The following is a 20,119-nucleotide window of genomic DNA, read 5'->3' on the forward strand; positions in this document are numbered from 1 at the left end:
CGGGTGGGGGGGGGGGGGGGGGGGGGGGGGCCCGGGGGGGGGGGGGGCCCCCCGGGGGGGGGGGGGGGGGGGGGGGGGGGGGGGGGGGGGGGGGGGGGGGGGGGGGGGGGGGGGGGGCCCCCGGGGCCGGGGCGGCCGGGGGCGCGTCGGGTATGGAGGGGCGCTCCCGGCCGCATCTCATGCAGAAACTCCCCTCGTCCGGGCCGGGGGTTCCGCAGTACGGGCAGTAGGACGCCATGGGCACGCTCCGAGTCCGGGGCCGGTCGGTGATCCCCCTGCTACGGGCGCGATCACGCAGTGAACGGACACATCTTCGATGCAGTCGGTTCCCGTCATCCAGACGTCCGGGCAAGGAAGTTCACCTACCGGTCGATCCGCACGGACACGCGGGCGTGCCCGCCGGCGCGCGGTGCCCCTGCCCACCTGGCGCGCGCCCGAGCGCGCGCCGGCGTTGTCAGTCCTGCTTGAAGCCCCGGTGCAGGGACACGATCCCGCCCGACAGGTTCCGCCAGGCGACCCTCGACCAGCCCGCCTCGACCAGCATCCCGGCCAACTCCGGCTGGTCCGGCCAGTCCCGGATGGACTCGGCGAGGTAGGCGTACGCCTCCGGGTTGGAGGAGACCGCTCGGGCCACCGGCGGCAGTGCGCGCATCAGGTACTCGGTGTAGACGGTGCGGAAGGGCGCCCAGGTGGGGTGGGAGAACTCGGCGATGACCACCCGCCCGCCGGGGCGGGTGACGCGCAGCAGTTCGCGCAGGGCCCGTTCGGTGCCCTGGACGTTGCGCAGCCCGAAGGAGATCGTCACCGCGTCGAAGGCGTCGTCACGGAAGGGCAGTCGGGTCGCGTCGCCGGCGGTGAACGACAGCCAGGGGTGGCGCCGCTTGCCCACCCGGAGCATGCCGAGGGAGAAGTCGCAGGGCACGACGTAGGCGCCGGCGCGGACGAACGGGAGGGAGGAGGTGGCGGTGCCGGCGGCGAGGTCCAGGACCTTCTGCCCCGGCCGTGCGTCCACCGCCCGGGTGACCTCCCGGCGCCAGATCCGGTCCTGCCCGAGGGACAGCACGTCGTTGGTGAGGTCGTAGCGTTCCGCGACGTCGTCGAACATCGAGGCGACTTCGTGCGGCTGCTTGTCCAGGGATGCGCGGGTCACGCCCCCATTGTGGCAGGGTCGCCGCGGGCGCTCCGGGGCAGGGGCGCGCCCCGCGCGGGTTCAGCGCCTGCGGTGGACGATGCGCCCCGCGCACACCGTGACGAGGCACTCCGCCCCGCCGCCGGGGGCGTCGCCGAAGGCCGTGAGGTCGGCGCGGCCCCCCTCGACGAGGACGGCGGTGCCGGCCGCGTGGTCCGGGGCGACGGCGTGCACCAGCACCCCGGCGCGTGCGGCGGCGGACCGGAGCGCCGGATCGGTGACCCGGGCGGCCAGTACGCCGGTGGCGCCGGTGGTGAGGACCGCGTGCACCCGCTCGCGGGGCGAGGGCGCCGGCGGGAGTGCGCCGGTGTGCGTCCGGCCCGGGCCGAGCACCCCCGGCCAGGAGCGCACCCGGGCCCCGGGGAACCGTTCCCGCAGGGCCTCCAGCGGGCCGACCGCGGCGATCCGGTCCCCGCGCACGGCGACCGCGCCGTCCGGCAGTGCCGGACCGGGGCCGTGCCAGGCGAGGACCAGCTCCCGACCGGTGTGCAGGGTCAACACGGGCGGCTCAGTTGGTGCTGAGGAGCTTCAGCTCGGGGTGCGCGGTGCCCCCGGCGATGGCGGTGGAGGAGATGTGCGACTGCACCCGCTCGTCCACCGGGTCCTGGGCCGGGTCCTCGTGCACGGCCAGGTGCTCGTAGGTGGTGGAGCGCTGGGCGGGGACCCGGCCGGCCTTGCGGATGAGGTCGATGATCTCCAGCCGGTTGGAGCGGTGCTTGGCCCCGGCGGAGGAGACCACGTTCTCCTCCAGCATGATCGAGCCGAGGTCGTCCGCCCCGTAGTGCAGGGAGAGTTGGCCGACCTCCTTGCCGGTGGTCAGCCAGGAACCCTGGATGTGCGCGACGTTGTCGAAGAACAGCCGGGCCACCGCGATCATGCGCAGGTACTCGAAGAGGGTGGCCTGGGTGCGGCCCTTCAGGTGGTTGTTCTCCGGCTGGTACGTGTACGGGATGAAGGCCCGGAAGCCCCCGGTGCGGTCCTGCACGTCCCGGATCATCCGCAGGTGCTCGATGCGCTCGGCGTTGGTCTCGCCGGTGCCCATCAGCATCGTGGAGGTGGACTCCACGCCCAGGCCGTGCGCGGTCTCCATGATCTCCAGCCAGCGCTCGCCGCTCTCCTTCAGCGGGGCGATCGCCTTGCGCGGGCGGGCGGGCAGCAGCTCCGCCCCGGCCCCGGCGAAGGAGTCGAGCCCCGCCGCGTGGATGCGGGTGATGGCCTCCTCCACGGAGACCCCGGAGATCCGCGCCATGTGCTCCACCTCGGAGGCGCCGAGGGAGTGGATCACGAGCTGCGGGAAGTCCTTCTTGATGGCGGCGAAGTGCTTCTCGTAGTACTCGACGCCGTAGTCGGGGTGGTGACCGCCCTGGAACATGATCTGGGTGCCGCCGAGCTCGACCGTCTCCGCGCACCGGCGCAGGATGTCGTCGAGGTCCCGGGTCCACCCCTTGGCGGTGTCCTTGGGGGCCGCGTAGAAGGCGCAGAACCGGCAGGCCGTGACGCAGACGTTGGTGTAGTTGATGTTGCGCTCGATGATGTACGTCGCGATGTGCTCGGTCCCGGCGTACCGCAGGCGGCGGGCCGCGTCGGCGGCGGCGCCCAGGGCGTGCAACGGCGCGTCCCGGTAGAGGTCGAGGGCTTCCTCGGGGGTGATCCGGCCACCGGCGGCGGCGCGGTCGAGGATGGGCTGGAGGCCGGCCTTCTCGGTCACCGGGTCGTCCCTTTCGGCAGGCGGTGGGCGGTCCGCCCCAGCCTACGCCCCGGTTTTCCGGCGTGACGGACAGGCCCCGTGCGCCCGGCGCACGGTCCGGCGCGACCGGACCGGCGCGCCGGGGCCGGGCTCAGGCTGCGCGCCCGCCGAGGAGCACGCCCACCAGCGCCCCGACGATCAGGAACGGGCCGAAGGGGATCGCGGTGCGGCGGGTCGCCCGGCGCAGCAGCACCAGCCCCGCCCCGTACAGCGCGGCCAGCAGGAACCCGGCGAAGGTGCCCACGATCACGGCGCCCCACCCGTACCAGCCGAGCACCGCGCCCAGCGCGAGGGCGAGTTTGACGTCCCCGAAGCCCATGCCCTCCGGGTTCACCAGGAAGAGGAGGAGGTAGCCGGCGCCCAGCACCAGCGCCCCGAGCAGCGCCCCCGGCCAGCTGCCCGCGTGGCCGGGCAGCAGGGCGACGGCCCCCAGCAGGGCGAGCGCGGCGGCGGCGAGCGGCAGGGTCAGCACGTCGGGGAGCCGCTTCACCGCGAGGTCCACCAGGGCGAGCAGCACCCCCGGCGGCGCCAGCAGCAGCCACACCGCGAGTTCCGGTCGGGGCCCGGTGGCCGCCCCGAGCAGCCCGCAGACGACGGCCGTCACGCCGGCCACCGCCGGGGTGCCGGGGCCGAACCGGTCGCCGTGCGCACAGCGCGCCGGGCCGAGCCAGCCGCGGGCGCCGGCGGCCAACGGCCGCCCGTGCGGGCACTCCCCGCGCCAGGGCTCGCCGGGTTCCACCGCGAACCGGTACGCGGGCCGCGGCAGGAGCACCCCGACGGCCAGGCCCCACACCACCGCGACCGCGGTCAGGACCGCCTCGCCCGTTCCCATGTGCTTCCCCGTCCCCCGTTCCCGCCTCCCGGGGTCCTTCCCCGCTCCCCGGACCGCGACCGCCGTGGCCGGTGGCGGAGCCCCCGTTCACCCTGCCACCCGCCCGTCGCACCGCCCCGAACGGGAGCGGACCTTGGCCGAAACCGCACTGTCGCGGCCGGACGCAACCGAGTGGGCCCCGGTGACGTCACCCTGCACGGAACGAGCCGGACGGGGACGGACGGCCCACGGGGCGAGGAGGGGCGCATGCGCACGGTGACGACGGAACCGGGCCGCCGGGACGGCGGTCGGTCGACGGGGCGCACCGGACCACGGGCCGCCGGAGGCGTGCTGGCCGCGGCCCTGCTCCTGACGGGCTGCGCGGGCGCCGACGGCGACACCGGGGACGCCGGCGCGCGCACCACCACCCCGGCCCCGTCGGGTGCGCCGGCGACCTCGATCGCCACCCCGAGCGCCCCGCGGCACCTGGCGCGCCCCGACGTCCGGCTCCCCCGTGACCTCACCGAACGGTTCGACGAGTGGTTCACCGAGGAGCCGGAGAAGGATCTGGTGCTGTCCGATGCCGGCCAGGCCCAGGGTGCGGTGCTGGACGCGCTCGTGAGGGGGTCGGCGGACACCGCAGCGGTGCGCTTCTTCTTCACCGGCGAGGCCCGGTCCGCGGTGGGTGCGTATGTGCGCGACCACGCCCGCACCAGGAACGTGCCGACCGGTTTCGTCCGTTACCACAGCCCCGAACTCGGCTTGCCGGACGCGCACTTGGAGGTTCCCACGGAGGGACGCGCCTCGCTGTCCTTCTGCGTGGACGAGTCACGCCTGCACACCAAGGACCTCGCCGGCGAGGTCGACCGGACCCCGCGGGGGGCCGAGGCCCACGTCCGTTACGACACCCGGCTCAGGTTGAGCGCGCGGGGGGTGTGGCAAACGTACGAACTCGCCACGGAACGCGGAACCGGGAAGTGCCGGCCGTGACGGCACGGAAGGCCACAGCGCCGGTCGCGCCGTCAACTACCCCGTCGGAAGAAACGGGTTGACACCCGTGGGCGCTTCGCCCCGCAAATGATCCGTGCAATTGCCGGGGTCCGTATTGCACGGAGAACGAGACCGACCGATCCTCCGCACCACCGCCCGAGAGCGGAGAAGACGGGCAGGGCGGAATTCCGGTGACGATTCGTTGAATTCCCGGGTGCTCCGATCCGATCAAAGCCCCTTCCGGGGAATCCGCCCGCCGCTCTCCGTGAATTCGGTACCACTCAGTTCCATCGGGTGGACGGTCCCGACTCAGGGCTCCAGGAGGCGCACCCGGACGTCCGCGGGGAACCCGGTCGTCGGCCCGACCCGACGCGCGAACTCGGCGACCGCCGCCAACTGGGGCGCCGCGAAACGGAAGTCAAGGGTGCGGAAGTACCGTTCCAGCACCTCCGCGTCGAACTCCTCCCAACGGGCCGCCTGCTCGGCGACCTTGGGCACCTCCTCCAACGACAGGTCCCGGGAGGCCAGGAACGCCTCGTGCACCTGGCGCACCACCTCGGGCTCGCGCTCCAGGTAGTCGCGGCGGGCCGCCCACACCGCGAACACGAAGGGCAGTCCCGTCCACTCCTTCCACAGCGTGCCCAGGTCGTACACCCGGAGCCCGAGGCGCGGCGCGTAGTGCAGGTTCGCCCGCAGCGCCGCGTCCCCGATCAGGACCGCCGCCTCGGCCTCCTGCATCATCACGCCCAGGTCCGGGGGGCAGCTGTAGTAGTCAGGGCGGACGCCGAAGCGCTCGGCCAGCAGGAGCTGCGCCAGGCGCACGGAGGTCCGGGAGGTGGAGCCGAGGGCGACCCGCGCCCCGTCCAGCCGGTCCAGCGGCACCTGGGAGACGATCACGCAGGACATGACCGGGCCGTCGCAGCCCACGGCGATGTCGGGCAGGGCCACCAGGTCGTCCGCGTTCTTCAGGAACTCGACCAGGGTGATCGGCGCGACGTCCAGCTCCCCCGCCACCAGCCGCTCGCTGAGCTTCTCCGGGCTGTCCTTCAGCAGCTCGAAGTCCAGGAGCGCCCCGGTCCGCGCCAGCCCCCAGTACAGGGGGACGCAGTTCAGGAACTGGATGTGCCCGACGCGGGGACGGGTCCGCCCGGCCGCCGGCCGGGCCGGGTCGTCCTGGGACGGCAGGGGTACCGCGGGAGAATTGTCCACATCGTGAGGCTAGCCCGCCCCCGCCGGCGGGCGGCGCAGGGGGCACCCGGTACGGTGAGCCGGTACCCGCGGCGCGGAGCCCAGCGCCCGGGCGGGCCCCCGTCGACGGGCCGCCGCGAACGCGCACCGAGCGGCTTATCCCCGTCCCTTCGCCCCCTTATCGGGACGCGTGCGTCAAGGACGGCGCCCGGACTCAAACATCCGGGTGACGTGATCTTGACCTCTATCGCTTTCCCGCGCCCGCGTGCTAAGCTCGACGCAAGTTGCAGTTTGGTTTCCCTTGCAGTACAGAGCCTGCGGAGCATGTGACCCGCAGGCTTTCGTCGTTTTCAGACTTTTGCAGTTGTTACAACAGCAGGTTCTGGAGCAGGGCAACCCTTTGGCCCAAGGAGGGCTTATGGCTACCGGAACCGTGAAGTGGTTCAACGCCGAAAAGGGCTTTGGTTTCATCGCCCAGGAAGGCGGGGGCCCCGACGTCTTCGTCCACTACTCCGCGATCAACTCGTCCGGGTTCCGCTCCCTTGAGGAGAACCAGGCCGTGTCCTTCGACGTCACGCAGGGCCCGAAGGGTCCGCAGGCGGAGAACGTCACCCCGCTGTAGCGGGGCTCCCGGGGCGACCCGGGAACCGACGATCCGGAACGGATAGCAGTACCCAAGGAGCCCCGCTCCCCCGCGCCACCCGCGCGGGGAACCGGGGCTCCTGCCTTTTCTCCCGCCCTCCACCGGGGTCAGCCGGTGCGGGGCGGGATCGCCGTTTCCGGCCCCCCGCCCCGGCACCCGCGGCGCCCCGGCGGGTCTCAGTCGGGAGTCGTCCGCCCTTCCGCGCGCTCCGCCTCCTCGGCGTCCTGGGCGTCGGCGGGACACGAACCGCCGCTCCCGCCGCCCGGCAGGTCCCCTTCGAGGAAGAACGCGTCCACGGCCCGCCGCACGCACTTCGACGAGGTGTAGCCGCCGTGCCCCTCGCCCCGGTTGTCCAGCACCACCGCCGAGTCACCGAGCCGCCGTGCGGTCTCCACCGTCCAGCGGTACGGGGTCGCCGGGTCACCGCGCGTGCCCACCAGCAGCATCTTCGGCGTCGGCACGTCGTGGATCGACCGGATGAAGTCGCTGCCCGGCGGATACCCCGCGCACAGCAGCACCTGACTCAACTGGGCCGGCCCGAAGATCGGCGAAGCCGCCGTGTACCGGGCCAGCAACCGTTCGTAGGCGGCCGGGGTGAGGTCGGCCGCGGTCAGCCGGTCCGGGTCGTCGGCACAGTTGACAGCGGTCAGCGCGACCAGCATGTTGTCGGCTGGCACGGGGGGTGCGACGGGTCCGGTGCGGGTGGTCCGCGGATGCGCCGCCGCCCCGGTCCCCGCACGGGCCCCGGGGGCCGGGCGGACCGCGGTCACCGGTACCGGCATCGAGGTCGCCAGCAGCGGAATCGGGTCGTCGTCCTCGATCAACGAGGCCAGCGCCAGGGACAGGGAGGGCCAGTTCGCCCGGCTGTACAGCGCCGCCGACAGCGCCGCCACCAGGGTGTCGACCGTGAACTGCGAACCGTCGTAGAGGGTGATCGGGTGCTCCGACACCCGCTCGACCAGCCGCGCCACGTTCCGCTTGGCGTCCCGCGCGTTGTCCCCCAGCGGACAGTCCGCACGGGTGGCGCACCAGGTCGCGAAGTCGTCCAGCGCGGTCTGCCGGCCCTCCGCGGTCACCAGCCCCTGTTCCACCAGCGGCTCCACCAGGGTGTCCACCCCGTCCAGGACCATCCGGCCCACCCGGCGCGGGAACTCGGCCGCATAGGCCGCACCGAGCCGGGTCCCGTACGAGAACCCCAGGTAGTTCAACCGGTCGTCGCCGAGGGCGGCCCGGATGACGTCCAGGTCACGGGCCACGTTGACGGTCCCGACGTACGGCAGCACCGGGCCCGAGGCGCGCAGACAGCGCTGGTAGTGGGCCTCCGCCTCGCGGAGGAACGCCTCCGGATCCGCCCCGGTGAACTCGGGGGGCGGGGCGTGGTCACAGGTCACCGGGGAACTCCGACCCACCCCGCGCGGGTCGAAGGTGACCACGTCGTAGGCGTTGGTGAAGGTGTTGAAGGTCCGCCCGAACCCGGCGAGGTTGACGATGCCCGGGTCCCCCGGCCCCCCGAAGTTCAGCAGCACCGAACCCTTGGGGTCGCCGGTGGTCGCCGCGATCCTGGCCAGCGCGAGGCGCAGGGTGCCCCGCTCGGGCGCCGCGTAGTCCAGCGGCACGGTCACCTCGGCGCAGGTCATGCCCTCCGGGTTCTGCGGCAGGTCGGCACACTCGCCCCAGGTGGGGCGCTGGTCGTAGAACCGCCGCAGGTCGGGCTGGGCCGCCGCCTCGCCGGCCCGTCTGCCGGCCTGCCCGGTGCGGGTGCCCTCGCCCCTTTCGGTACCGGGGGCGGAGAGGTGCGGGGCGGTCGGCTCCGGCCCGGTGGGGGCGGTGGCGGTGGGGTGCCGGTCGGGGGGTGGCGTGGGCGGCGAGGTGGTGGCGGGCGGTGCGGTGAACGCCGGGAGGCGGGGTGCGCCCGGCGGGTGGGTCAGGGGGGCGGCCACCGCTGCGGGGTCCCCGTCCCTGTCCCCGGCGGCGGTGCTGCGGCTCGGGCCGGTGGGCGGTGCGGCCCCGGTGCGGGTGGGTGACCCCGTGGCCGGCCCGGCCGCCGGGGCGACCAGGGCGAGCAGGGCCACCGCCACGGCCGCGTACCGTGCTCGCCCACGCGGCACGGCCCGCCTGTCCGTCGCGCCCATCGCGCCCATCGCGCCCTCCAGGGCCAGAGGTGCACCTCCGGCCACGATAGGCCCGGGGTTGCGGGGGGCGCTTGCCGGGCGGGGCGGGCCGGGCCCGCCGCCGGCCGGGTCTCAGGCGATGGCTGCGATGTCCCCGTCGTCGAAGTAGATGGCCTGATGCAGCCGCCCGCCCAAGGCCACCGCGAAGCGGGCAAGGACGTCCTGTCCCGAGACGTGCCCCCGCTCGATCTGCGACACACGCCCCTTGGTGACGCCCATGCGGTCGGCCACTTCCTGCTGGGTCAGCCCTCGCGCACGCCGCAACTCGGCGAGGCGGCGGCCGGTCATCTCAGCGAGCAGCTCTTCCTTGCCCGCCCGCACGGCCTCCTCGCCTCCGGCACGGGCGACATGCTCAGCACGGATGTCCTGCCAACGCGTGTAGCCGCTCACGATCGTTCTCCTTCCACCCGGGATCGTTCCTTCACATAGGTCTCGTAGCGCTCCTCCGCCAGGGGAATGGCCTCCCGGTACCAGTCGTTCCACCGGCCTGCCTTGTCCCCTGCCACCAACAGGATGCTGCATCTCCACGGGTCAAAGGCGAACAAGATGCGCACCGTACCGGGGCGCAGTTCCTTCAGATTCGCCATCGATGAGCCGTGGATGGTGTCGACCAGCGGGCGCCCGAGTCCAGGTACCCCCTCTGCCAAGGCATCCAGCGCCTTCACCACCCGAGCATGTGCAAGGTCATCAAGGTCTGCGATCCAGTCGCGGACCTCGTTGACCAGGAAGATTTCCCACTCGCCGTCCACAGCAGCGAGTATAGCGTTCGCTACACTCGCTGCTGTGGACAGCCCGGTCACCCCGTGACGAGGCGGTCCCCCGCGATCCCCGCCCGGTCGGGGCGGTAGTAGTCCCGGATGCCCTCCGCCCACACGGCGACGGGGACCCGGTCGCCCTCCACCGGGCCGAAGGCGTCGAACAGCGCCTCGATGTGGGCCGGTGCGAAGCCGATGGCGATCATCAGCGCGAGGAAGTCGGGCCGCTCGACCAGCCCGTCGCCGTCCGTGTCGCCCATCGCGGACAGGGCGACTGCGAACGCCTCGACGGCCGCGTCGAACCGCTGCGGGTCGAGGACGACCGCGGCGAACTCCTCCGGGCTGATCCGCCCGTCGCCGTCCGTGTCCAACTCCGTGGTCAGGGTGGCGCCGTATCCGCGGAAGGCGTCGAGCAGCGCCTGCCCGGCCTCCTCCCGGGCGGCCGGCAGGGCCGCGACCGTCCGGCGACCCATCAGGTCGAAGTCCGTCGGTTCGAGATAGCCGTTGCCGTCCGCGTCGAAGAGGGTGAACACGAGTTGGGCACGGGCGGCGGCCTCGGTGGTGGGCATGGCGGAACACCTCTGTTTCCGAGTGGGGACGAGGGAGGACCGGGGACGTGTCCCGGCGGTCGCCCCACTATCCGGCGGCCCGCCTGCCCGGTCCGTCGAAAGCCCCGCGGCGCCACCCGAACGAGGGCAATCCCCCGGTGCCGCGCATGGCGCGCGGGACCGGGGGAAATGCGGGCGCCCGACCGGACACAGGTCACGAACTGCTGGCCCCGTCACCGATCGTCTCGAAAGCCGACGCTGCGGTGAGGGTGTTCGGGGCCGGGGTCGAGTTCGTCGCGTATCGGGGCCGGGGTGAGGCTCACCGCGCAGTGGGGGCAGGCGTTTATGGTCGTGGTGCTGCCGCCGGGGCGTCGCGGGACGCGGACGGGGAGGGGCGCGAGGGTACGGCGGTGGCAGGCGCAGCAGGTGGCGTCACGGTCCACGGGGCGGGGCGCGGTGAGGGCCTCGGGGATCACGCGGAGGCTCCCACCCGGGGGCGCGAGTCGGCAGCGGAGTACGGGACCGTCGTCCGCACGGGGAGTTGCTCCGCCCAATCCGCTTCCTGGCGGGCGATCCAGTCGCGGAGGTAGGGCGGGACGCGGTGGCCCCAGGGGGACGGGGCGGTACGGGCCAGGACGTGGGGCGGGAGGGGGAGGCGTGCCGTGCAGATGACCGTGGGCGGGAGCGCCGCGGGGGGTGTGAGGTGGGCGCACGTGTGGCGGCCGGGGCGGGGGCGGGGGCGGCGGGTCAGCGGGAAGACGTTGAGCATCCGCACCAGGGCACGGGAGATACGATCGCGCATACGTCGGGTCAGCTCCTCGGAAGCTGGTTCGGTGAGCCCCAGTGGACCGTTGGCGCGGTCCACCGGGGTGCTTTGCGTCCGTGCGGGAGGGACCGTGGTGCTCCCTGACGGGCGGGAGGCGCGTGCAGTCGTCAAGGAGGGGGCGCGAGGCGCAGCGCGACACCGAATCGGGGAAGGACGTCGATGGCCTCGACCGCTTCGGTGATCGTCGGCAGGGGCTGGCGTCCTCGGCCGATGCGGCGCAGGCACTCCACCTGCCAGCCCTCCGGGAGGGACGCGAACCGTTGGACGGCTTCGCCGCCCTCTCCGGTCGGGGACTCCTCGCGGCCGATGCGGCGTTGGACGTCCGCGAGGGCGTCCCAGACGCAGGACGGTTGGGCCCAGTCGGCCGGGCCCGGGTCTGCGACCGGACACGGGTCGACGTCCAGGACGTGGAAGACCTCGGCGCGCCAGGCGGGGCGGAGGTCGTGGAGCCAGGCCAGTTGGTGGTGGGCGGCTTCGCGTTGCTCGTGTCGCCCCTCGGCCTCGGGCCAGCGGTCCGGGCGGTGTGGTTCGCCGTGGGTGGCGAAGTACGCGCAGTCCCGCACCAGTTCGGTCAGAGCCGGCCGGCGGACGGCCGGCTCGGGGGGACGGCCGGCGTGGAGGCGGTGGCCGGAGGCCAGGGCCCAGTACAGGGCGGCCCGGTCGGCGGGGGTCAGCTTGTCCCACGCACCGGTGGCCTTCAACTCCTCCCACGCCAGGGGGACGGCGCGGCCCGCGAACTGCCGCGCCTCGGACCAGGGGAGGTCAGCGGAGGGGTCGGCCAAGGCGTCGAGCACGGTACGGAGTTCGCCCAGGCCCGGCCGGATGGCGATGGATCGGTTGGTCATGGTTCCCCGTGGATGAGGGTGGCGGGTGTCGATCGGTTCCCGAGGGGGCAGCGGCTCGGTCAGGTGGTGGTGCCGGGCAGGGTGCCCGGGTCGACGTCCCGGGGCGGGTCCCACTGGACGGTGTCGAACAGGACCCGGTCGTAACGGCGGTGGCCGGTCGCCCGTAGGTGGCCCTCCACCCAGGCGAGGGCCTCCTCCGGGGTGCGGTTCTCCAGCCCGGACGGAGGGGTCTCCCGACACGGCGGCGTCCCGGAGACGCACTGCACGTGCGCCCTGATCCCCAGGGACTCCACCTGCTTCAAGGTCCACTCGATGTGACGGAAACGCCTGGTCATTCCCATGCCGCGCCCCGTCCGCCGCACGGCCCGGAGTTGGTCGACACGGGTCGGACCCGACCGGTGGTCGTCCCCAGACGGACATGCGCAAGGAACGCGTCCGATGCAGCTCCCTCGCCTTGCGACAGGAGCCACCAGCGGCCTCCGACCGCGTTTCGCAACGCGCCGAGTCTGCTGGAGGCCGCATCGCGCAGCAGCGTCACCACCTCCGCTGGGGCATTCTCCGCAGCGTGCCGCCCGGTTGCGGCATTGCTGATCCTTCTGCGAGGGGATCTGTCCGCGGCGGTGGATCTGGTGGTCATCGCGCTCCCCAGTTCGTGTGGCGGGTCACGACGACCGTAGATCGATGACCAAGCATCAGACCACGGACGGAGCACGAGACTTCACTCAGCGTAGTCATGCAACTGTCGCGGAGCGTGGTACTTACTCGACGACGCCCAGGTAGTTCGCCATCTCCCGCATCTCCCGCGTCAAGGTCCTCTTGCGGGACCTGAGGATGTCCGTGGTCACGCGCCGTGCCATGGGCTGGTGCTTGATCCACTCCGAGCCGGACACCCGAATGCCCGTGAGTTCGTCCATGGCTTCCTGGTGTGCGCCCAGCAGCGTGTGCGCACGGGCCACGTCCAAGCGGTGACGGAACCAGTCGGCCCCCTCGGCGGGGTGTCCGAGCTTGGCGAGTGCCTTCGGTTCCAGCACTCCCTGACCCGTGCGTCTGAGCACTTCCCTCGCGTCTGCCTTGCCGTGGCCCAGGACCAAGCAGTCCTCGATGGACTTGACCGCTGCCTTCACCGGCCCGAAGCCACCCCAGGTCGTCGGGAACGTCCGGTCCTCCCGGTCCATGCCGCCGGCCGCCCGCCCGACCATCCTCCTGGCGTGCCGGGCGTCATCGGGACGGTTGTCCCGGACGGCCGCTGCAGCCGCACGCATCCACAACTCACCCCAGAGTCCGAGGCGGGCGCCGTCCGCATCGGAGAGCCGCGGCTCCATCCGCTCTGCGGTCGTCACAGCCAGGCGGTAGCACTCGTCGAACCTGTCCTGCCGCAGCAGGAGCCAGCCGAGCCCGACGATGCCCGTTCCCACGACCTGTCGGGCGTCCACGTCCCTCGCGAGGCGGATTCCCTCGGCGAGCGCGTGGTAGGCCATGTCGTACTGACGCATCTGGGTGAGGTACTTGCCTGCCACCAACAGCGCCAGCGCGCGCGTCACGGTGGCGGCGCGTCGATCCGCGCCGCCCGCCGTCAACCTCGTGGACTCCGTCTCACGCAGAAGGTCGGGGAGCCCCGCGGCCACCGAGCCGAACTCGTCGGCGCGGTAAAGCGTGTGCGTGTCGAGAACCCGCCGCCGCAGGCCCGGGCCGTTCGGCTCCGGATCGACCGCCGGCGGGCACGGGCCGTCCAACCCCACAGGGGGCATGAGGGCCCTGCGGATGGGGACGAGGTTCTGTCGGCTCGCCGCGTCGTCCGCGACCGGGGCCGGCGAGTCGGCGACGAACAACACACTCGTAGGGACGTTGAGCCCTCGGGCGACCGCATGCAGGGTCTCGGTGCGCGCGGCGCCGCCCTGCTCGATCTTCCGTACCGTGGAGACGGACAGATCCGAGGACTCCGCGAGTGCCTCCTGGGACATTCCCGCCTTGCGCCGGTACCTCTTGACGTTCTTCGCCAGCTCCGACATCAGTACACCACCTCTCGCACCACGGTACGCCGTGCGACGATCCGTGCACGTACGGTTCCCGTCCGCTGTCGATCGACTCCGCCGGGGCGGGACCGATCACCCTGCTTGCCTGGCACGATATGGGGACCGGACACCGAAGAGCAGGGGGAGTTGCTCCCATGCCGACCCGCGAACCGAACGAACGCCTGACCCTCCTGTTCCGGGAAACCGGTTGGACGGAACGGCAGTTGGCCCAGGCCGTGAACCGTGTCGGCGTCGAACTGGGAGTGCCGACCCGGTACAGGCAGTCCTCCGCCCACCAGTGGTTGAACGGCTGCTTGCCCAAGGCGGTGGCCCGACCCCTGATCCTCGAAGCGCTCGCCCGTAGGCTCCGGCGGCCCGTCACCCGCTCGATGGCGGGGTTTCCGGAGGGCGAACCACCGGAGACCGGCGCGCCGAGCCCCATCGACGGGATCGTGGATCTGGGTCTTCAGGACCTGTCGCCCTCGCGGCGCGCGGTCGTGGGAGCGACGCTCTTCTCGGTGGCGCTGTCCGTCCCCGACTGGCCCGAAGTCGCCGGTCGTACGAGCCTCGTTCAGCAGGGTGACGCCCGCCGCATCGGCATGCCCGAGGTCGACATGGTCGGCCAGGTGACCGAACGGCTCAATGCGCTCTACGACGATTTCGGTGGGCGGCACGCCCGACCCATGGCGGCTGCGTTCCTGGTGAACACGGTGACGCCGTACCTTCGGGTCGACGCGACCGAGAGTGTGCGGAACGCGATGGTCTCCGCGGCAGCCCTGCTCTGCTGCCTCACCGGCTGGATGGCCGTGGACGAAGGGCTGCACGGCCTGGCCCAGCGCTACTACGTCAAGGGCCTGGAACTCGCCGGGGCGAGCGCCGACCACACCACGTACTGCCACATCCTGCGGGGCATGTCGGTGCAGGCGGCCGACCTCGGGCACGGCGCGCCCGCCGTACGCCTGGCTACCGCCGCCTCCGCCGCCGCACCTGCGAGGAGGAGTGCGCCGTGAAGCCCACCCAGGACATCACCGTCGAACCGCTGGACGGAGCGGGGGCGGCACGCGCCGCCGACGCGTTCACGCTCGTGTACGCCGAGGCCTTCGCCGAGCCGCCCTACCGGAAGACGGCGGCCGAGGTGCGGGCGAACGCCCAGCGGTTCGGGGTCCAGACGCGCAAGGCGACGTTCCGGGCGGCCCTCGCCCGGGCCGCCGACGGCACGCCCGTGGGCATCGCCTACGGGATCCGCTCGGCCCTCGAACCGGCTGGTGGGACCGGCTGACCACGCCGGTCCCCGCCGACCTGCGGCGGGAGGACGGGAGCCGCACCTTCGGCCTGATCGAGTTGGCGGTGCGGGCGCCCTGGCGTCGGGGCGGCGTGGCCGCCCGCCTCCACCGTGCGGTGCTCGACGGGGCCGCAGAGGAGCGCGTGCTCCTCAACGCCCGTCCCGAGGCCGGAGCCGCGCAGGCCGCGTACCGGTCCTGGGGCTACCGCAAGGTGGGCGAGGCCCGTCCCTGGGACGGGGCAGCGCTCCACGACGTGCTGGTGCTCCGGCTCGGTCCCCGGTAACGCACGGGCCGGGGGCGGCCGTTGACGTCGTTAGGGACGTGAACGGCCGGCCCCGGTGCGGTCAGAACGACCCGCGGTAGCCGGTCAGGTCGGCCTCCGCGCAGGCGATGCTGCCGACCAGGCAGCGCGCGTCGGCGTACTTGCGGGTGTAGACGTTGGTGACCCGGCCGCCGTCGTAGAGGTAGATGTGGTGGTTGGGCATGAGCCGGTGCTTGCCCGAACGGATGGCGTAGTTGCCGCTCTTGGTGAGGTTCATGGTGAGGGCGCCGCTGATGGCGCCCTTCACCCCGCCGAGTCCGCGGCAGAACGGGTTGGTGGCGTGCAGGGTCATCCGGATGTCGACGTGGTTGGCGCCGGACCCGAGCTTCTTGACCTTCATGCCGCCGGTGCCGGCCGTCTTCGTCGCGATCTTCCGGCCGTCGCTCTTGCGGTAGACGGTGGTCGAGCCGACGCTCTGGTGACCGGACACCGCCTTGGAACGCCAGGTGACGACGGCGTTGAGCGAGGTGCGGTACTTGCTGGAGCGCCAGTCGAAGTTGGAGCGGCCGTCGCCGCCGAACTGGAAGTTGGGCCCGTAGTCGCAGCCGGCCGTGGGGGCGGCCACCTTCGCCTGCGGGATGAAGGTGGTCCAGGTCAGGGTGGAGGTGGCGGCGGTGCCCGCGGCGGCGGCCAGGGCGGACGCCTGCTTGCGGAGGCCGGTGAGGGAACCGGAGGCGGGCACGGACGCCTTCACCCCCCACAGTCGGGCCCGGGGGTCGCCGCCCTCCGGCAGGACCGGGGCGACCTGGTAGTGGTGGACGCGGCCCGACCGCACGGTCGTGTCGCGGAACGAGACCGCGCCGGGCGGCAGTTGGGCCACCGGGCGGCCGTCACGGGTGACGACGTAGCGGGCGTCCGCGGCATAACCCTTCCAGGACAGTTCCACGAAGGACGGGCCGGTCGCCGTGGTGATGCCTTCGTGGGCGCTGGAGCGGTCGACGACGGCCGTCCGGCCGGACGGCGCCTTCATGACGGCGAAGCCCTGGGCCTTCAACTGCCGGCCGGTGGCGCTGTCCGCGGCGACGCCCGACACGTCGGTGAGGGCGCCGGCGGCCAGGAAGGAGGCGGCGGCGGGCGTGGCGGGCGTGCGGTCCGCTGCTGATGCCGGCAGCACGCCCGCGACGAGCGCGAGCGTGGACGCCGACAGCACGGTGGTCATCCCCCCGGACTTCTTCATGTGTGTGTTCCTCTCCCCGTGTTGCCCCGTGACGGGACGTGGTGCGCCCCGGTGACGGGGCACGCGTCGCCGGACGGCGGACACGTGTCAACACGCTCCGACCGCCTGGCAGGTCTGCGTCAATTGTCGGAGACGAAGGCACTGTGGATCAAGGGGAATTCGGCGCGGACCCACGGGGGCCCGCCCCGCCGGGAACGCGGCGGGCCCCCGTGGGTGGGGGACGCCGGGCTCAGGCGGTGACGAGGGACATCAGGAACAGGGGGTAGAGCACGCTCAGCGCACCGGTGACGGTCCCCACCAGGCAGGCGGGGCGGCTGAGTCCGCGCCCCAGGCCGAGGAGGCCGAAGGTGACCGCCAGGACTCCGGCGAGCACCGGGATGGCGGCCCCGATGTACCCCGCGAACACCGCGGAGACGACGCCGATCACGCCCAGGAAGGCCGAGGCGGGCCCGTACAGGGTCGCGGGGCTGTCGGCGGGTTCGACGGTCATCACGCAGTCCTCGTGGTGGGGGGTCGGGTGCCCGGCCGCCGGACGGCGGCGGGCAGGGTTACTCGTGCCTCATCATCGCACTCCCCTTCCGGCCGCTCCGCGGCGCTCCCCCGTGCGGCAGGCCGAAGGCCCCGCGACTCCGGGGGGAGTTGGCGGGGCCTTCGGGTCGGACGGGAACGGCGGGGGCGTCAGCCCGCGGCCGGGACCGGCACCGCGTCGCGCGGGGCGGCGGGCTCGTCGGCGTCGATCGGGGACGCGGAGGCGTTGTCGTAGGCGTCGTGGTCGAGGATCTTCTCGCGGGCCGAGACGATCACCGGGACGAGCGCCTGGCCGGCGACGTTGGTGGCGGTGCGGATCATGTCGATGATCGGGTCGATCGCGATCAGCAGGCCCACGCCCTCCATGGGCAGGCCCAGGGTGGACAGGGTCAGCGTCAGCATGACCGTGGCGCCGGTGAGGCCGGCGGTGGCGGCGGAGCCGACCACCGAGACGAAGGCGATCAGGATGTAGTCACCGACGTTGAGGTCGACCTTGAAGATCTCGGCGACGAAGATCGCGGCGATGGCCGGGTAGATGGCGGCGCAGCCGTCCATCTTGGTGGTGGCGCCGAACGGGACGGCGAAGGACGCGTACTCCTTGGGGACGCCGAGACGCTCGGTGACCCGCTGGGTGAGCGGCATGGTGCCGACCGAGGAGCGGGAGACGAAGGCCAGCTGGATCGCGGGCCAGGCGCCCTTGAAGAACTGGATCGGGTTGACCTTGGCGACCAGGGCGAGCAGCAGCGGGTAGACGCCGAACAGCACCAGGAGGCAGCCGATGTACACGTCGGCGGTGAACACGGCGTAGTCGCCGATCAGGTCCCAGCCGTAGGTGGCGATGGCGTAGCCGATGAGGCCGACGGTGCCGAGCGGGGCGAGCCGGATGACCCACCACAGGGCCTTCTGGAGGAGTTCGAGGACGGCCTCGCTGAGGCTGAGGATCGGCTTGGCGCGGTCGCCCAGCTTGAGGGCGGCGATGCCGGCGACGGCGGCCAGGAAGACGATCTGGAGGACGTTCAGCTCGGTGAACGGGGTGATGACGTCGGTCGGGACGATCCCGGTGAGGAAGTCGATCCAGGAGCCGGTGGCCTTCGGCTCGCCGCCGTCCGCGCTGGTCAGGCCGGTGCCCGAGCCGGGGTTGGTGATCAGGCCGATGAACAGGCCGATCGCCACCGCGATCAGCGAGGTGATCATGAACCAGAGGAGGGTGCGGGAGGCCAGCCGGGCGGCGTTGTTGACCTTCCGGAGGTTGGTGATCGACACCAGGATGGCGAAGAACACCAGGGGGCCCACGGCCAGCTTCAGCAGCCCGACGAAGATGCCGCCGACCTTCTCCAGCGTGGTCACCAGCCACGAGACGTCGAAGTGACGGGCCGCCCAGCCCAGGGCCACGCCGAGCAGGAGACCGATGAGTATCTGGGCCCAGAAGGGCACCGGGAACTGCCGCTTGGCCGGGGCGACCGGCTGCGACGGCGTGTTCGTGGCGGGGACGGACACGGGGGACACACTCCCTTGGGGGGTGAGGGGGACGGGGGGTCGGGCTGAGGGGGGGTGCGCTGGTGCCCGGGAGCGGGCACCCGGGGGTCCGGATGAACGGGGCGGGGTCGCCGGCGGTGCGGTGCCGGTTCGCGCACGGGGTGCCGGACGGGCCCTGGGACGGGGCGTTGGGTCCGGCGGGGGCGTCAGAAGCGGCGACAGACCGCGAGGGGGGTACGACACGCCGCGGAGAGGCAGCGGCACAGGTCCACGTGCAGGCGCGCCACGAGCGGGAGGCCCATGGTGGTCATGGGCCTCGGACCCATGACGGAGCGGCGCGCGGCGGTGGACTTCATGCCGCACACGCTAACACTTGTACTTTGAGGTCCTCAAAGACCCACTTTGACCCCGGAGCGGGGCGGCGCGCTCTCGGTTCCATGCCTTGATGGTCCCCAACACCCCGTGCACGCACACCACATGGAACCGGCCGGCCCCACGCGTTCGACGAGGGGCCGGCCGGTTCGCCGGAGCGTTCTGAGACGTACTTCACGCCCTGCCGGGGCAGGGGCCGGGTGGAATTGACCGGCCCGGGATCAACCCTGGGTCGGTGTGGTGGGGGTGTGGGCGCGGGCGCGGCCACCGGTCGTCCTGGTCGCGGGCTGGGCGGCGGGCGCCTCGGCGGAGTCGAGGAGGTGGTCCTCCTGGCTCGCGGACTTGGCGAACCCGACCTTGGCGCGGTCGACGCGGGTGACGATGTTCTCGGAGGCCGCGTCCCGCTGCTTGCGCAGGGCGACGAAGCTGATCGGCGCGGAGATCACCAGGGAGAGCAGCAGGACCCACAGGCCGTTGGACTCGCCGAGCCCGCGCGGGAGCAGGCCCGCGTAGACGAGGGCCCAGACGGCCGCGAAGCAGCCCACGAAGATCGCCAGGCGCAGCAGTGTGTAGCGGAGCATGATCCGACTCTTCCGTTCCGACAATGGGCGCATATCAGTGAAGCACCTCGTGCGGCGCGTCCCTCAGCCGGGTCGCTCGGCGGTCTCCGGGAGGCCCTCGCGGGAACCCGACCGGCGCAGCGGAAGCAGCATGAGGACCTCGTCGCGGTCGTCCCCGGGGGCGACCCGGACGGCGGCGGGGACGCGGCCCACCTCCCGGTAGCCGCAGGAGGCGTAGAAGCGTTCGAGGCCGAGGCCGCCGCGGCAGCTGAGCCGGACGGCTTCGATGCCGGGGGTGTCGCGGGCGAGGTCGGCGGCGGCGGCCATGAGGTCGCGCCCGCGGCCCCCGCCCTGGAGCTTGGGGTGGACCATCACCGTGTAGAGCGAGGCCCAGTGGGCGGTCAGCGGGTGGGAGTCGAGGGAGAGGAAGGCGGTGGCGGCCGGGCGGCCGTGTTCGTCGCGGCCGAGCAGCAGTCGGGTGCGGCCTTCGGCGAGCGCGGCGGCGTAGGCGTCCACCGCGGGCCGGATCTGGGCGGCGGCCACGGGGGCGAGGAAGCCGACCGCGCCGCCGGCGTTGGTCACGTCCACCCACAGGTCCACCAGGGCGTCGGCCAGGGCGTCGTCCATGGCCGGATCACGCTCAAAGGTAAGGGTCATTCATGAATCTTACTTATTA

Annotated in this window: 22 protein-coding genes and 1 pseudogene; 4 read left to right on the forward strand and 19 right to left on the reverse strand. The window is 72.9% G+C overall.

All coding sequences use genetic code 11. The annotated features are described in order from the left end of the window. Positions 1-454: 454 nt before the first annotated feature. The 4 genes from ABT092_RS22580 to ABT092_RS22595 form a co-directional block, all read right to left on the reverse strand. The gene (locus ABT092_RS22580) at positions 455-1,150 is read right to left on the reverse strand and encodes a demethylmenaquinone methyltransferase (RefSeq protein ID WP_351246619.1); all 696 of its coding nucleotides are present in this window, start codon (positions 1,148-1,150) and stop codon (positions 455-457) included. A 60-nt stretch (positions 1,151-1,210) separates the two neighbouring features. Then, entirely contained in the window at positions 1,211-1,690 is a 480-nt protein-coding gene (locus ABT092_RS22585; RefSeq protein WP_351246621.1) for an imidazolonepropionase-like domain-containing protein, read from the reverse strand. Between the two features lie 7 nt (positions 1,691-1,697). After that, a complete protein-coding gene (gene mqnC, locus ABT092_RS22590) occupies positions 1,698-2,897 on the reverse strand; it encodes a cyclic dehypoxanthinyl futalosine synthase (protein WP_351246623.1) in 1,200 nt (399 codons plus the stop codon). A 130-nt stretch (positions 2,898-3,027) separates the two neighbouring features. After that, positions 3,028-3,768, reverse strand: coding sequence for a prepilin peptidase (locus ABT092_RS22595; RefSeq protein WP_351246625.1), 741 nt, complete (start codon positions 3,766-3,768; stop codon positions 3,028-3,030). Between the two features lie 246 nt (positions 3,769-4,014). Between ABT092_RS22595 and ABT092_RS22600 the strand changes: the two genes are divergently transcribed. Further along, complete coding sequence (locus tag ABT092_RS22600; RefSeq protein ID WP_351246627.1) at positions 4,015-4,737, forward strand: hypothetical protein; 723 nt, start codon at positions 4,015-4,017, stop codon at positions 4,735-4,737. Between the two features lie 309 nt (positions 4,738-5,046). Here ABT092_RS22600 and ABT092_RS22605 read toward each other — a convergent pair whose 3' ends face one another. Then, a complete protein-coding gene (locus ABT092_RS22605) occupies positions 5,047-5,922 on the reverse strand; it encodes a menaquinone biosynthetic enzyme MqnA/MqnD family protein (protein ID WP_351246736.1) in 876 nt (291 codons plus the stop codon). A 421-nt stretch (positions 5,923-6,343) separates the two neighbouring features. Here ABT092_RS22605 and ABT092_RS22610 point away from each other — a divergent pair, with 421 nt between their 5' ends. Beyond that, complete coding sequence (locus tag ABT092_RS22610; protein WP_351246629.1) at positions 6,344-6,547, forward strand: cold-shock protein; 204 nt, start codon at positions 6,344-6,346, stop codon at positions 6,545-6,547. Between the two features lie 197 nt (positions 6,548-6,744). Here the strand turns inward: ABT092_RS22610 and ABT092_RS22615 are convergent, their stop codons facing one another. From ABT092_RS22615 to ABT092_RS22650, 8 genes are all read right to left on the reverse strand, one after another. Beyond that, the gene (locus ABT092_RS22615; RefSeq protein WP_351246631.1) at positions 6,745-8,646 is read right to left on the reverse strand and encodes an alpha/beta hydrolase; all 1,902 of its coding nucleotides are present in this window, start codon (positions 8,644-8,646) and stop codon (positions 6,745-6,747) included. Between the two features lie 165 nt (positions 8,647-8,811). Next, positions 8,812-9,129: a helix-turn-helix domain-containing protein gene (locus ABT092_RS22620; RefSeq protein ID WP_351246633.1), complete on the reverse strand. Its 318-nt coding sequence runs from the start codon at positions 9,127-9,129 to the stop codon at positions 8,812-8,814. Then, complete coding sequence (locus ABT092_RS22625; RefSeq protein ID WP_351246635.1) at positions 9,126-9,488, reverse strand: type II toxin-antitoxin system RelE/ParE family toxin; 363 nt, start codon at positions 9,486-9,488, stop codon at positions 9,126-9,128. The genes ABT092_RS22620 and ABT092_RS22625 overlap by 4 nt, the downstream gene beginning before the upstream one ends. A 47-nt stretch (positions 9,489-9,535) precedes the next feature. Then, positions 9,536-10,063: an EF-hand domain-containing protein gene (locus ABT092_RS22630; RefSeq protein WP_351246637.1), complete on the reverse strand. Its 528-nt coding sequence runs from the start codon at positions 10,061-10,063 to the stop codon at positions 9,536-9,538. Between the two features lie 451 nt (positions 10,064-10,514). After that, positions 10,515-10,844 (reverse strand): hypothetical protein, encoded by a 330-nt coding sequence (locus tag ABT092_RS22635; protein ID WP_351246639.1) that lies wholly within the window; start codon positions 10,842-10,844, stop codon positions 10,515-10,517. 131 nt (positions 10,845-10,975) lie between these two features. Continuing rightward, on the reverse strand, positions 10,976-11,713 hold the full coding sequence (locus tag ABT092_RS22640) for a hypothetical protein (RefSeq protein ID WP_351246641.1): 738 nt from the start codon (positions 11,711-11,713) through the stop codon (positions 10,976-10,978). A gap of 59 nt (positions 11,714-11,772) precedes the next feature. Next, entirely contained in the window at positions 11,773-12,048 is a 276-nt protein-coding gene (locus ABT092_RS22645) for a DUF7848 domain-containing protein (protein WP_351246643.1), read from the reverse strand. 423 nt (positions 12,049-12,471) lie between these two features. Next, positions 12,472-13,722 carry a helix-turn-helix domain-containing protein gene (locus ABT092_RS22650; RefSeq protein ID WP_351246645.1) on the reverse strand — a complete coding sequence of 417 codons (1,251 nt, stop codon included), beginning with the start codon at positions 13,720-13,722 and terminating at the stop codon, positions 12,472-12,474. 158 nt (positions 13,723-13,880) lie between these two features. On the opposite strand from ABT092_RS22650, the gene ABT092_RS22655 reads away from it, so the two are divergent. Beyond that, the gene (locus ABT092_RS22655; protein ID WP_351246647.1) at positions 13,881-14,735 is read left to right on the forward strand and encodes an NsdA family TPR-like regulatory protein; all 855 of its coding nucleotides are present in this window, start codon (positions 13,881-13,883) and stop codon (positions 14,733-14,735) included. After that, positions 14,732-15,291: pseudogene (locus ABT092_RS22660) on the forward strand (GNAT family N-acetyltransferase). Before ABT092_RS22655 ends, ABT092_RS22660 begins: the two are co-directional and overlap by 4 nt. 61 nt (positions 15,292-15,352) lie before the next feature. On the opposite strand, the gene ABT092_RS22665 reads toward ABT092_RS22660, so the two are convergent. The 6 genes from ABT092_RS22665 to ABT092_RS22690 all read right to left on the reverse strand — a co-directional run bounded on the left by ABT092_RS22665 (position 15,353) and on the right by ABT092_RS22690 (position 20,100). Then, positions 15,353-16,507 (reverse strand): hypothetical protein, encoded by a 1,155-nt coding sequence (locus tag ABT092_RS22665; protein ID WP_351246649.1) that lies wholly within the window; start codon positions 16,505-16,507, stop codon positions 15,353-15,355. Between the two features lie 229 nt (positions 16,508-16,736). Next, the gene (locus tag ABT092_RS22670) at positions 16,737-16,997 is read right to left on the reverse strand and encodes a hypothetical protein (protein WP_351246651.1); all 261 of its coding nucleotides are present in this window, start codon (positions 16,995-16,997) and stop codon (positions 16,737-16,739) included. Positions 16,998-17,185: 188 nt separating this feature from the next. Next, entirely contained in the window at positions 17,186-18,532 is a 1,347-nt protein-coding gene (locus ABT092_RS22675; RefSeq protein WP_502968486.1) for a dicarboxylate/amino acid:cation symporter, read from the reverse strand. 185 nt (positions 18,533-18,717) lie between these two features. Then, a complete protein-coding gene (locus tag ABT092_RS22680) occupies positions 18,718-18,867 on the reverse strand; it encodes a hypothetical protein (RefSeq protein ID WP_351246746.1) in 150 nt (49 codons plus the stop codon). A gap of 237 nt (positions 18,868-19,104) precedes the next feature. Continuing rightward, positions 19,105-19,464, reverse strand: coding sequence for a DUF4229 domain-containing protein (locus ABT092_RS22685; RefSeq protein ID WP_351246653.1), 360 nt, complete (start codon positions 19,462-19,464; stop codon positions 19,105-19,107). A gap of 63 nt (positions 19,465-19,527) precedes the next feature. Beyond that, positions 19,528-20,100, reverse strand: a complete 573-nt coding sequence (locus ABT092_RS22690) for a GNAT family N-acetyltransferase (protein WP_351246655.1) — start codon at positions 20,098-20,100, stop codon at positions 19,528-19,530. Between the last annotated feature and the right edge of the window lie 19 nt (positions 20,101-20,119).

The organism is Streptomyces sp. NPDC002490, assembly GCF_040296045.1.
In the GTDB taxonomy this organism is placed as follows: Bacteria; Actinomycetota; Actinomycetes; order Streptomycetales; family Streptomycetaceae; genus Streptomyces.